This window comes from Deinococcus cellulosilyticus NBRC 106333 = KACC 11606, assembly GCF_007990775.1.
Lineage (GTDB): Bacteria > Deinococcota > Deinococci > Deinococcales > Deinococcaceae > Deinococcus_C > Deinococcus_C cellulosilyticus.
Genome location: NZ_BJXB01000003.1, coordinates 128609 through 140811, shown reverse-complemented (window position 1 = coordinate 140811; position 12203 = coordinate 128609). Strand labels below are relative to the sequence as shown.

The 12203-nt window shown below is 57.5% G+C and carries 11 protein-coding genes; 1 reads left to right on the top strand and 10 read right to left on the bottom strand.

Annotated elements, in window-relative coordinates; translation table 11 throughout:
* Position 1: 1 nt before the first annotated feature.
* The 8 genes from DC3_RS04445 to DC3_RS04410 are packed head-to-tail and all read right to left on the bottom strand — an operon-like array spanning position 2 to position 8868.
* The gene (locus DC3_RS04445; protein ID WP_146882716.1) at positions 2–883 is read right to left on the bottom strand and encodes an NAD-dependent epimerase/dehydratase family protein; all 882 of its coding nucleotides are present in this window, start codon (positions 881–883) and stop codon (positions 2–4) included.
* Complete coding sequence (gene rfbC / locus DC3_RS04440) at positions 880–1431, bottom strand: dTDP-4-dehydrorhamnose 3,5-epimerase (protein ID WP_222594688.1); 552 nt, start codon at positions 1429–1431, stop codon at positions 880–882. Before rfbC ends, DC3_RS04445 begins: the two co-directional genes overlap by 4 nt.
* Positions 1428–2753: a lipopolysaccharide biosynthesis protein RfbH gene (gene rfbH / locus DC3_RS04435; protein ID WP_146882712.1), complete on the bottom strand. Its 1326-nt coding sequence runs from the start codon at positions 2751–2753 to the stop codon at positions 1428–1430. The genes rfbC and rfbH overlap by 4 nt, the downstream gene beginning before the upstream one ends.
* Positions 2750–3733 carry a GDP-mannose 4,6-dehydratase gene (locus DC3_RS04430; protein ID WP_146882710.1) on the bottom strand — a complete coding sequence of 328 codons (984 nt, stop codon included), beginning with the start codon at positions 3731–3733 and terminating at the stop codon, positions 2750–2752. Before DC3_RS04430 ends, rfbH begins: the two co-directional genes overlap by 4 nt.
* Positions 3730–4503, bottom strand: coding sequence for a glucose-1-phosphate cytidylyltransferase (gene rfbF / locus DC3_RS04425; protein ID WP_146882708.1), 774 nt, complete (start codon positions 4501–4503; stop codon positions 3730–3732). The genes DC3_RS04430 and rfbF overlap by 4 nt, the downstream gene beginning before the upstream one ends.
* Before the next feature lie 13 nt (positions 4504–4516).
* Positions 4517–5953, bottom strand: a complete 1437-nt coding sequence (gene wbaP / locus DC3_RS04420) for an undecaprenyl-phosphate galactose phosphotransferase WbaP (protein WP_146882706.1) — start codon at positions 5951–5953, stop codon at positions 4517–4519.
* A complete protein-coding gene (locus DC3_RS04415) occupies positions 5954–7051 on the bottom strand; it encodes a mannose-1-phosphate guanylyltransferase (RefSeq protein WP_246130548.1) in 1098 nt (365 codons plus the stop codon).
* Between the two features lie 17 nt (positions 7052–7068).
* On the bottom strand, positions 7069–8868 hold the full coding sequence (locus DC3_RS04410) for a hypothetical protein (RefSeq protein WP_146882704.1): 1800 nt from the start codon (positions 8866–8868) through the stop codon (positions 7069–7071).
* Positions 8869–9161: 293 nt separating this feature from the next.
* Here DC3_RS04410 and DC3_RS04405 point away from each other — a divergent pair, with 293 nt between their 5' ends.
* Positions 9162–10553 carry a phosphoglucomutase/phosphomannomutase family protein gene (locus tag DC3_RS04405; RefSeq protein ID WP_146882702.1) on the top strand — a complete coding sequence of 464 codons (1392 nt, stop codon included), beginning with the start codon at positions 9162–9164 and terminating at the stop codon, positions 10551–10553.
* A gap of 1 nt (position 10554) precedes the next feature.
* On the opposite strand, the gene DC3_RS04400 is transcribed toward DC3_RS04405, so the two are convergent.
* A complete protein-coding gene (locus DC3_RS04400; RefSeq protein WP_146882700.1) occupies positions 10555–10863 on the bottom strand; it encodes a hypothetical protein in 309 nt (102 codons plus the stop codon).
* Between the two features lie 66 nt (positions 10864–10929).
* Entirely contained in the window at positions 10930–12201 is a 1272-nt protein-coding gene (locus tag DC3_RS04395) for a M20 family metallopeptidase (RefSeq protein WP_146882699.1), read from the bottom strand.
* Positions 12202–12203 lie beyond the last annotated feature (2 nt).

Sequence of the window (12203 nt, the reverse complement as noted above, 5' to 3'; positions counted from 1 at the left end):
TTCAGGTCCTGGAGGATTTCAGTTTCAGGGCCATTTGCTGCAATCCTTGCTCCAGCGAAACCCGGGCATGCCATCCGGGAAGCAGACTGTAACCAGACCAGGTTTGCATCACTTCCCGCTGCCGATAAGGCCGTCCCCCAAATGCTGCCAGTTTTTGTCCCAGGATGGCCTCATAACGTTCCACAAGGGTTTTGAGAGGGAGCGGATGTTCACTGGAGACCGCGAACACTTCACATGGATGGAGGGCTCCATTGGTGAGGTACACCAGCGCCTGCCCGTAAGCCTGCACCACGTCGTCCACATGAACCAGATCGATGCTCTGTTCTCCTGGAGACATCTGCAACACCTCACCGTTCAGGTAAGCCTGACCGAGCAGAAAGAAGAGCTTTCTGCGGTTGTCTGCAGGCCCGTAAGTGTCAAACAACCTGAGGGTGAGGGCCTGAATGCCTCTGGCTTCATGGTAATAGCGAAGCAGGTCTTCAAAAGCCTGCTTGGTGGCCGAATAAAGGTTCACCGGATGGTAATCCTCATTGAGGTGGTTCTGCCAGGAGGTTCCGGTGTTCAGAAAAAAACGCACCCCACTCAGGGACATGGCCTCCAGCAGTTTGAGCCCAAGGGTGATGTTGGACTGCACAAGGTCATCCAGCTGTTCAGGCTGATGGTCCGACAGGAACAGCGAAGCCAGATGCACCACTGCTTCGATGCTTTGATTCTGCATCTGCCGGGCCAGAGACCGGACATCACCATCGAAAACCACCACAGGAAAAACAGAAGCTTCAACAGGTCTGCGGGTCAGCAGGTGAACGTCGTGGCCGAGGCCCGAGAAATGCTCTGCCACAGCAGCACCAAGAAAGCCTGTTCCTCCACTCAGCAGAATTCTCATGGGGTTTCCTCATACCGGAACGGGCTCTGGTAGTCCTGCAAGGCAGGAAACTTCTGGTCCCGGTCAGACAGCACTGGCGGAGCAGCGGTTTGCCAGTCGATGGGAAGACTTGACCACAGCACCCCCCGGTCAGACTCTGGATGGTACACACTGGTGACTTTGTAGACCATCAAGGCATCTTCCAGGGCCTGAAAACCGTGGGCCATGCCTTCTGGAATGTACAGCATGTTGCCCTGTTCCGCACTGAGCACCACCTCCATCACCTGATGGTAGGTGGGAGACCCCACCCGGAGGTCCACCACCACATCTCTGACCGAGCCTGTCGCACAAAACACCAGTTTGGCATGCTGATGAGGCGGCTCCTGAAAGTGCATTCCCCGGATCACCCCCCGTCTGGAAAAAGAGCAGTACTCCTCCACGAAGTCGGTGCGCAGACCCAGAGCAGCAAACTCAGGTTGCACGTAGTACTTGAAAAACCGTCCACGGGCGTCTTCCATCACTCTGGGACGCAGTTCGAAACATCCAGGCAGGGCAGTGGGAAATTTCACGCTTGCTGACAGAGCTCCTGAATGGATTCAATCACAAAATCCAGATGGGCCCGGGTCAGACCTGGATAGACCCCAATCCAGAAGGTCTGGTTCATGACAAAATCTGCCCGATCGGTGCCACCCACCACCCGATGCTGGATGTTCTGGTAGGCAGGTTGCCGCAGCAAGTTGCCTCCGAACAGCAGGCGGGTGCCAATTTTACGGGCTTCAAGATGCTGCACCATCTGGTTGCGGGTGAAAGGTGCATCCTCTCTGACCGAGATGGGAAAACCAAACCACGAGGGATTCGAGTTCTCAGTGGCTTCTGGCAGAATCAGCACATCCTCAAAAGCTCGCAATCCTGCTTTGAGGTGCTCGAAATTCTGGCGTCGCTGCTCAATGAAACCGTCCAGTTTTCGAAGCTGTGCCACACCCACAGCGGCCTGCATGTCGGTCAGTTTGAGGTTGTACCCAATGTGAGAGTAGGTGTACTTGTGGTCGTAACCATAAGGCAGGGTTCCCAGTTGCCACTGGAATCTTTTGCCACAGGTGTTGTCCACTCCGGTGTCACACCAGCAGTCCCGTCCCCAGTCCCTGAAGGACTCTGCAATTTTCTTGAGTCGGGGATCGTTCATCAGCACGGCACCACCTTCGCCCATGGTCATGTGGTGGGCCGGGTAGAAACTGACGGTGGAAATGTCGCCAAAAGTCCCGACTTTCTGGCCTGCATATTCTGCACCAACAGCATCACAGGTGTCTTCGATCACCCAGAGGTTGTGCTTGCGGGCCACTTCCATCACTGCGCCCAGGTTGAAGGGGTTGCCCAGGGTGTGGGCCACCATGATGGCTTTGGTTCGTGGGCCAATGGCGGCCTCCAGATGGGTGACATCCAGATTGTAGGTGGGAATGTGGGCATCCAGAAACACCGGGACAAGACCGTTCTGGATGATGGGATTCACGGTGGTGGGAAATCCTTCTGCTGCGGTGATCACCTCATCGCCAGGCATCAGGCGACGGTCCCCAAGTTGTGGGGAGGTGAGGGCGGTGAGGGCCACCAGATTGGCACTCGAACCGGAGTTCACCAGCAGGCAGAAGCGCACTCCCATCCAGCGTGCAAATTCCTTCTCAAATTGCTTGGCATAGCGACCGGTGGTCAGCCAGAAGTCCAGCGAAGAGTCCACCAGGGCCTCCACCTCATCGGCATCAAAGACTTTGCCACTGACCGGGACAGCACCCTCTCCTGGCACAAAATTGCGGGCAGGCCACTGCAGGGTCTGGTATTCACGGGTCAGTTTCAGGATTTCCTGACGCAGTTCTTCAGCTGTACGGGGCGTGGTGGTCATGGCTGTACCTCAAAAAATCTGCGGTACCACTCCACAGTGGCCTGCAGTCCAGCTTCAAAGCTGTAGGTGGGCTCCCAGTTCAGGATGGCCCGGGCTTTGCTGGAATCCAGATACTGGTCCTGAATTTCCGCTTTTGCCTGGTTGAGAACCACAGGCTTCAGGTGGGCTCTGTCCATCACCTGTGCCAGAGCATCGATCACTTGCAACACATTTCTGGGCTGATCCGGTCCAAAGTTGAACACCTGTCCCTGAACTTCAGGACGGTGGGCTTCCTGGGCCATTTTCAAATAGGCTTCAACCGCATCCATCACGTAAACATAATCGCGGGTGAGGGTCCCATCACTGCGTACCACAGGAGCCTGCCCGTTCAGAAAGCTGCGGATGGTGCCCGGAATGATGCGGCTCCAGTTGAGGTCTCCTCCACCGTAGATGTTCCCGCAACGGGCCACCACCACGGGGGTGCCATAGGTGTGATGGTAGGTTTGAGAGAGCAGGTCCGTGCAGGACTTGGAAACATCATAGGGATGCTGCCCCATTGGGGGCATTTCCTCGGTGTATGGAAGCACGGCACTGTCCCCATAAGCCTTGTCGCTGGAGGCCACCAGCACCCGTTTCACCAGACCGGAATGCACCCGGCAGGCTTCCAGCAGGTTGTAGGTCCCGCGAATGTTGGCCTCAAAGGTGGGAAGTGGGCTGCGGTAGGCGGTGCCCACAATGGTCTGGGCCCCGAGGTGGAACACCGTGTCAATTTCGTGCTCGTTGATGGCCCGCTCCAGATCCCGGTATTCTTCCAGACGGCCATTCACAATGCTGACCCGCTGAATGGTGCCACTGCGGTAGAGCTCACTCTGGGGGTCCTGATCGCGAATGAGCACCACCACGTAAGCACCCTGATTCACCAGTTCACGGGTCAGCCAGGAACCCACAAGTCCGGTGGCTCCGGTGATGAAAACCCGTTTGTCCTGCCAGAAGCCGCTCATGACCACACCTTCCAGGGCGCATTGCCCGACTCCCACAATTTTTCCAGCACCTGCTTTTCACGCAGGGTGTCCATGGGCTGCCAGAAACCATCGTGCTGGAAAGCCATCAGTTCACCACTGCGCGAAAGGGTTTCCAGGGGTTCCCTTTCCCAGATGATGTCATCGTTCTGGACAAAGTCCAGCACCTTGCGGTTCAACACAAAAAAGCCTCCGTTGATCCAGCCTTCTCCCAGAGAGGGCTTCTCGATGAACTCCGTGATCTGACCGTTCTCGAGTTTCAGTCCGCCAAAGCGGGACGGCGGGCGCACGGCAGTCAGGGTGGCCAGTTTGCCGTGATCCGCATGAAATTTCAGCAGTTCGGTGATGTTGATGTTGCCCACCCCATCCCCGTAAGTCGCCAGGAAGGTTTCATCTTCGCCCAGCCAGTCCTTGAGGCGTTTCAGACGTCCACCGGTCTGGGTGTGCAGGCCTGTGTCCACCAGATGCACTTTCCAGTCGGGTTGTTTCCCATCGTGAATGGTGGTCTGACCGGTCTTCAGGTCAATGGAGATGTCATTGTTGATGGCGTAATAATGCAGGAAGTATTCCTTGATGGATTCTCCCTTGTACCCCAGTGCAATGATGAACTCCTTGATGCCGTGGGCAGCGTAGATGTTCATGATGTGCCAGAGGATGGGTTTTCCGCCAATTTCGACCATGGGTTTGGGCCGAATGCTTGTTTCTTCTGCCAGACGGGTACCCAGCCCACCTGCGAGGATGACTGCTTTCACACTTGCTCCTTTGTTAATAGGCCCCTTTGCCTCTGAGGACCACATCGACCGTTTTGATCAGGATCACCAGATCCAGCCACGGAGACCAGTTTGACACATAAAAGAGGTCCATGTTGACCCGCTCTTCATAGGTGGTGTCACTCCTGCCGTGCACCTGCCAGTACCCGGTGATGCCCGGGCGCACCTGCTTGTACACCTCGAAGATGTCACCGTATTTCTCGATCTCTGCAGTGACAATGGGGCGAGGTCCGACCAGGGACATGTCCCCGATCAGCACATTCCAGATCTGGGGGAGTTCATCCAGGCTGGTCTTGCGCAGGAAGTTGCCCACCCGGGTGACCCTGGGGTCGTCTTTCAGTTTGTGGGTGGCCTCAAACTCTGCCCGCAATTCTGGGTCGGAGGCCAGAATGTCCTTCAGGCGCTGGTCGGCATCCTGGTACATGCTGCGGAATTTCAGGCAGTCGAACATCCTGCCGTCCACCCCGATGCGTCTGGCACGGTACACGGCAGGCCCTTTGCTGTCCAGTTTGATCGCCAGAGCAATGATCAGCATGGCAGGCAGGGCAACAATGCCACCCAGCAGCACCAGCAGGATGTCCAGAACCCGTTTGATGAATCTGGAGCGTGTGCTTCTGAGGTTGTTTCGGACTTCCAGGGCGGCAAATGTCCCCAGGCTGTGGGGCCGCAGGGACTGGTTGGGCACCCCAAAAAAATCAGGAATGACCCAGGTCATGGGATAGGCGTGGTGGATGTTGTTGATGATCTGGCTGAGCCGCTGTGCCCGTGCCCCCGGAATGCTGATGAGCGCATGGTTGGTCAGAGGAGCATTCACTGCATCCTGCAAGGTGCCGAGGATGGGCACCCCTTCAATTTCCTGCCCGGTCAGTTGAGGGTTGTCGTCATAGATGGCCACTGGCTTCAGGCCATAAGCCGGGAAACGCAGCATCTGCTGAATGGCCGCTTTCCCTGTCTTTCCTGCACCAATGATGACCACCGGACGGCCAAAGTAACCGGATTTCACCAGCAAGTGACGCACCAGGTAACGCATGGGCAATGCAAACACGAACAGGCCAAACCACAGCACAACCAGACCCAGACGGGTTGGCACGAGGTTGTGCACAGCGAACATGGCAGCAAGCTGGATCAGGAGCACCTGGATGGTGGTGGTGAAATGCATCTGGATCTCATGCTGTGGGGAGCGCCCATAGGCCGGATAATACCCTTGCAGCATGCGAATGAAAATCCACACTGCACCCCAGGTCACCATGAAGTTGTTGTCCAGGGAGGCAAATTGCCTGTCGGTCAGGACGAAGTAGGCAAGCAGCAGGGACAGCAGGGCCGCTGTCGCATCTGCGAGCACCAGAGCCACAGCTTGCGGCAGAGCCTCGACCTTGTACAGCCTGCGCACCCAGGGTTTCACATTGTTTCCAGCATAAGTTTGTTGGGCCATTTACGCAAACCGATGGAGTTCGGGATGGGCTTTGATCTGCTGGACCACTTTCTTGATGTCCTGGGTCCGGTCTTTTCTCACCACCAGTGTCACTTCACTGGTGCGCACCACCACCACATCTTCCAGTCCTATGGTGACAATCAGGTCGTCTCCACCTGTCGTATAAAGAATAGCACCTTCGGTGTCCAGGCCCACATGCCGTCCCACAGACACATTCTGTGACTCAGAACGTAACAGGCGCTCCAGGGCATTCCAGTCCCCAAGGTCATCCCAGTCGAACTCTGCGGGAATCACCATCACCCGGGAGGATTTCTCCAGGATGGCGTAATCAATGCTGATTTTCTTGAGGGTCGGGAACACCTCCCGCACTTTGCCCCGCACCTTCATGGCTTCACTGAGGGTGGCATAAAGTTCAGGCTGGTGGGTGCGGTATTCTTCCAGCAGGGTCTGCACGGTGCACACAAAAATTCCACTGTTCCAGGAGAAACGCCCGGTGCCCAGGAAAGCTTCAGCGGTCTGGGCGTCAGGCTTTTCGGTGAAGCGGGCCACCCGGTACCCCACATTCTCCTCGAAAGCCATCACCTGCTCGGCCCTTTCAATGTAGCCATAACCTGTGGCTGGATACGTCGGGGTGATGCCCAGGGTCACGATGGAGGCGGTTTCGGCAGCAAGTCGGGCGGCATCCCGAATGACCTGATGGAAAGCCCGCTCATTGCCAATCCGGTGATCGGAGGTGAAAATGCCCATCACGGCATCTGGATGGTGCTGGGCAACCGTCAGGGCCGCATAGAGCACCGCAGGAGCAGTGTCTCTGGCCTGGGGTTCCACCAGCAGGTTCTCAAGGGGCAGGTCGGGAAGCTGCTCAAGCACCAGCGAACGGTAGTCGTTGCTGGTCACCACAAATACACAATCCATTTCGGTGGCGAGGCCTTCCAGGCGCTTTGCTGTGGCCTGAAGGAGGCTGTGCTGTCCACCATCAAGTGTGAGAAATTGTTTGGGTCTGGCTTTTCTGGACAGCGGCCAGAAGCGTTCACCGCTGCCCCCTGCCAGAATGACAGGGATAAAAGGGAGGGTTTGCATGTTCAGGTCCTTGGTCATGTCTATCCTTACCACCGTCAGCGCAATGCCACCCGGGCTTTCAGGCCCCAGCCCTCAGAACGGTGGTACAGTCCAAGGGTGTAGGCGTAATTGGAGGTGTAAAACGTGCCTCCAAGACCATACAGCACGCTGCCAGAAGCCCAATCATACCCGAGCATGGGTTCGGCTCTGAAATCCGGGGTCAGGACGATCAGGGGGGTGACGTTCAGGCTGAGGTTCAGCCAGCGTTCAGCTTTTGCATCATAACGTGTCTGCCCTTCCAATTCCAACACAGCTGTGGTCACAAGCACACCGTTCATGGTCTGGGCGTTCTGCCAGTCCTGCATGAGGCTGTAACGGGCACTCCAGTTTTCTGGTGCGTACTGCACAGTCAGACGGGTCTGGTTGCGCTGTTCTGGCAAAAAGGCCCGGAAATGCACGTCCCCGGCCTGGGTGCCCAGCGTGTGCTGCACCTCAGCACTCCAGGGACCCTGCTGGTACCCGACCAGATAAAAGCCATCGTGCACAAAAGCCACATCTCCAAGGGTGGATTGCAGGCGCAATCGGGTGTCCGCTTTGAGGGTGAAGTTCCCAGAGTTGATTTCACCCCTGTACAGGCCTTCCAGAGCATAAACAGGCGCGGTCTGGCCGTTCTCCTGGGCAAAAGAGGCCAGGGCCAGAAGACGGAAATCTCCTGTCCTGAAACTGTACCCAGCCCCGATCTCACTGGTGTCCTGGGCCCCCACCCTGAAGTGTGCCCTCAGCGCTGGGCCCGAAGATGGCGCAGCATCAAAAAGCAGGGATGGGCTGGAGGATTCTCCGTTCACTGGAGCAGCAAGGCCCACCTGCAACCGCAAATCGGCGGTTTCCCGGTCCAGCAGCACTTCGGGAACGGTGCCCTGCTGCAGGGTGTGGACCCCCAGGTTCAGGCGGGTGTCCAGGTCCAGGGTCACAGGCAGGTTTTTCAGGGCGACACTGCCAGACGCTGACACCACACCCACAGGCTTCTGTTCCAGCTTTGCCTGATAATCCTCAAAAGCCTCCTGCACAGCAGCAAGCAAAGGTTTTTCGGGGTCCAGCGGAAGCTCAAGACTGCCCAGGGAGGGGGTTTGCAGGCCATAGGCATGGAAACGCACGCTGCGCACAGCAAACGTGGCAGGGGTCACCTGCAGGTCCTCACCCTGAACCAGAAGCTCACGGGCATCCAGGTCCCGACAGACACAGAATTCCACCTGGGCAGCCTGCACCTGCTGTTCGGTGCCAGACACCCCACTGGCTTTCAGTTGATTCAGGTCCTGCACCAGTCTGGCCTCTTTTGCTGAAAGGCGACCCTCTTTCAGGTCTGCATCTTCCAGGGCATATTTCTCGGCACGCCCATCCTGTCGGGTGAGCACTGCCCGCTCAAAATGCCACACCTCTGCACTCTGGGTGGCTTCACCCTCGAGCAGATAGGTTCCAGTTTCCAGGGGCACATTGTTCAGGACCCCACTGGGAAGGGTCAGGGTCAATTTCACACCCGTCAGTGTTCTTTGATCAGGCGTCCCAGACAATTTCTGCACGGTTCCGGAGACCCCATCCCCTGAAACAGTCAGCACCTCCGACGAAAAGGCACCCCCTTTGATGGTGATGCTCGGGGTGGACAGGTCAAGCCCTCCGAGGGTAAAACAGGCTCCCGAAAACACCGTCTGCTCCTCACCTGCATCAAGGTCATCGGCATAGATCACACCAAGGCTCTCGTCTTCGAGGGAGAGGTCCTTCTCTGGGCAGGCCGCCAGTGCAGAGCCCAGCAAAAACAGGGTTGCACACGTCAGAAAATGTCTTTTGAAACGCGCAGTCACGGGCACAGTATAGTCTCGCTGGGTGAGCAGGGTCTGTGGGAAAGGGCAAGGCTTGCGGGGCCGAGAGCAAGGTAGATTCTGGGATCAAGTGTGTCAAGACGCTTAAAGGAGAAGGGCTGAACCCAGGAAATCCAAAGCATCTGCAAGGGCGAGGCAAGACAGGATGCAGATTCTTGTTTTGCAACAGGATGCTTCGACCTTTCCCGAGTTTTTGCAGATGCCACAGCTTCTTTGTCAGCCCTCAGCCCTCGGCTCTCGGCCCTCGGCCTTTCACTCTGTTTATACTGTTACCGATGATCAAGTTTGGCACCGACGGATGGCGGGACATCATCGCCGACCGGTTCACCTTCGAAAATGTTCGCATTGTTGCCCAGGCCTATGCCCGTCACATCCTCAGGCAGGGAGGAAAACGGGTGGTGGTGGGCCATGACACCCGCTTTCTGGCAGACCGTTTTGCTGCCGCAGCAGCACAGACACTGGCTGCCAATGGCCTGGAAGTGTACCTGTCTGGCTGTTACGTTCCCACTCCGGTGCTGTCTTTTGCGGTCAAACACCTGCAGGCCGACGGTGGGGTGATGCTGAGTGCTTCACACAATCCCCCCGAATACTGTGGCTTCAAACTCAAGGGCGCTTATGGGGGCAGCGCCACGCCTGAGATGGTGAAAGACGTTGAGCGGCATCTGGGGGAAACCCCTGCTGTTTTTGATCCTGCACAGCACACGGTACAGACTTTTGACGTGCAGGAAGCTTATTACCAGCACCTCTCTGACCTGCTGGACCTGGAGACTTTACGCAGGTTCACGGGCACCTTCTACCACGACAGCATGGGCGGAGCAGGCTGCGGCTGGATTTCGGGGTTCCTGAAACACGCTCGCCTGGACGGCATCAAACTTCAGGAACTTCATGCAACTCCAAACCCGATGTTTTACGGGGTCAATCCAGAGCCCCTGCCCCAGAACCTGGCAGAAACCATGCAGGTGATGCAATCTGCCCCCGTTGACAGTTTCGCTGCGGTGACAGATGGGGATGCTGACCGCATCGGGGCAGTGGTGGCTGGAGGACAGTTCTTCAACTCCCACCAGATTTTTGCTGTGCTGCTCAGGCACCTGCATGACCGGGGGTTGCGTGGCCGTGTGGTCCAGACCGTTTCGGTGTCCGGCCTGATTGCTGCACTGTCTGAGAAACTTGGGCTGGAGGTCACCACCACCCCCATTGGTTTCAAGTACATCACCGAGGAGATGCTGCAGGGGGACATTCTGATCGGAGGCGAAGAGTCAGGAGGTCTGGGGGTGAAAGGACACCTGCCCGAACGGGACGGCATCCTGAATGGCCTTCTGATGATGGAAGCGGTGGCCCGGTCCGGGAAAAGCCTCTCTGAACTCTTCCGTGAGGTGGAAGACCTCACAGGCCTGAAGCACGCCTATGACCGCATCGACCTGAAACTGCCCAGTCTCGCCATCAAGGACCAGATGATGCAAAAACTGAACACCCCCGGTCCGGTGGCCGGACGGGAGGTGCTGAGCATCGATACCAGAGACGGCATCAAGTGGTTTTTGCAGGGTGGTGCCTGGGTCATGTTCCGCGCCTCAGGGACCGAGCCCGTGCTGCGGGTTTATGCCGAAGCAGGATCAGAAGAGGCCGTTCAGGAGATTCTGCAGGCTGCCCTGCACCTGCTTGGTGCCTGAATCAATCGTCCCAGTCTTTGACTTCAATGGGCGTGCAACCTTCGGTCTGCACGTCCTTGACGTTGTAACGGGCATCAAAGAGGATGGTCACCTCTCCCCGGTCGAAGTGGTTGGGGCCGACCACCATCTTGCGGTAGATGAAACCATCACCATCGTCCTGGCGACCGATGTCGGCGCTGCGGGTGAAGCGCAGTTCGACCACTTCCTTGTGGCGGTTGGTGCGCACACGGATTTTGAAGGCGTTCTGGTCCACCTGTCTGACGTAAGGGTCCTTGGGCGTTGGGGCAGATTTGCGAAACAAAGAGAACATTCAAACCTCCAGGGTGGGGGTCACCCGAGACACATCACTCTAAAACAGCAGACCCCAGGACAGCGGTCATTCGTCTGTTCTTATTCTAGCGGGTTCCTCATTTTCTGCATCAGGCAGGGTCATGTCCAGAAATTGCTCCCCGGTCTCCTGGCTGGCATCATCCTGACTGTCTTCCTCCTGACCAACTTCATCCTGACTTTCCTCAGGAGCAGGATGCAGGGCCAGGATCAGCCCGGCGAGCAGGGCAGCACGTCTGGGCATTTCGGAGATGATCACATGCTCATGCTCGGCGTGGGCTCCATCTCCGCAGGCCCCGAGACCGTCCAGCGTGGGAGCAATGCTGGCTGTGAAATTGCCATCGCTGCCTCCTCCACTTGCAGCCTCTCCCACCTCGAAACCCAGGGTGTCTGCCACAGTTCGGGCCAGTTCATACAGGTGGGCGGTCCCTTCGGTGCGCTCGAAAGGGGGACGGTTGAGTCCTCCGGTGACGGTCACTTTTGCCCGGTCATCGAAAGGTTGCAGGTTGCGCATGGCCTCCTCCACCCGTTCCGCTTCCGGGAGGGTGGTCACGCGCAGGTCCACGTGCATCCAGGCTTCTGCCGGGACCACATTGCTGGCTGTCCCACCATGAATCACCCCGACATTGATGGTGGTGCCTCTGGGGGGGTTGGCAAGAGCGGTCACATCCAGCACCTGATGGGCCAGTTCCAGAATGGCGTTGATGCCCTTCTCAGGCTGCCCTCCGGCGTGTGCGGCCCTTCCCTGCACGGTCACGTAAAAATCTCCAACCCCTTTGCGGCTGGTTTTCAGGGTGTGCGTTCCCGGGTTGGAAGGCTCGATCACCAGGACTGCCTGAACCCCCTGGGCCAGTTCCTGAATCAGGCTGTAAGAGGTGCGGGAACCGATTTCCTCGTCGCTGGTCAGCAGAAAATCGATGTGGCATGGCAGGGGTCCTCTGTTCTGCAGGGCCCTCAGGGCATAAACGGCCTGAACAACCCCCCCTTTCATGTCGTAACTGCCCGGCCCATAAGCCCTGTCCTCCTCAATGCGGAAAGGCAGGCGGTTCAGGGTGCCGATTTCCCAGACAGTGTCGGCATGGGCCAGGATCAGGATTCGCTCCTGAGACACCCCTTCAAGACGAAAGAGTCGGTGGTCCCCATTGCTGGAGGTGATGCGTTCACTCCGGGCACCAAGCGGGGTCAGCCAGCCTTCCACCACATCTCCGACCTTGCGGATCTGGTCGGCATTGCGGCTGGGCGACTCGATCTCGACCAGGGTGCGCAGGTCCTGAATCATGCTGTCTTGCTGGGCTTCTAAGAGCTGGAGAACATCTCGCATGC

What these genes read in the sequence shown, in the direction of transcription:
- wbaP (WP_146882706.1), bottom strand. Translation starts at nt 5,953, where the DNA reads ATGGCCCAACAAACTTATGCTGGAAACAATGTGAAACCCTGGGTGCGC.
- DC3_RS04415 (WP_246130548.1), bottom strand. Translation starts at nt 7,051, where the DNA reads ATGACCAAGGACCTGAACATGCAAACCCTCCCTTTTATCCCTGTCATT.
- DC3_RS04400 (WP_146882700.1), bottom strand. Translation starts at nt 10,863, where the DNA reads ATGTTCTCTTTGTTTCGCAAATCTGCCCCAACGCCCAAGGACCCTTAC.
- DC3_RS04430 (WP_146882710.1), bottom strand. Translation starts at nt 3,733, where the DNA reads ATGAGCGGCTTCTGGCAGGACAAACGGGTTTTCATCACCGGAGCCACC.
- DC3_RS04445 (WP_146882716.1), bottom strand. Translation starts at nt 883, where the DNA reads ATGAGAATTCTGCTGAGTGGAGGAACAGGCTTTCTTGGTGCTGCTGTG.
- rfbH (WP_146882712.1), bottom strand. Translation starts at nt 2,753, where the DNA reads ATGACCACCACGCCCCGTACAGCTGAAGAACTGCGTCAGGAAATCCTG.
- DC3_RS04405 (WP_146882702.1), top strand. Translation starts at nt 9,162, where the DNA reads ATGATCAAGTTTGGCACCGACGGATGGCGGGACATCATCGCCGACCGG.
- DC3_RS04395 (WP_146882699.1), bottom strand. Translation starts at nt 12,201, where the DNA reads ATGCGAGATGTTCTCCAGCTCTTAGAAGCCCAGCAAGACAGCATGATT.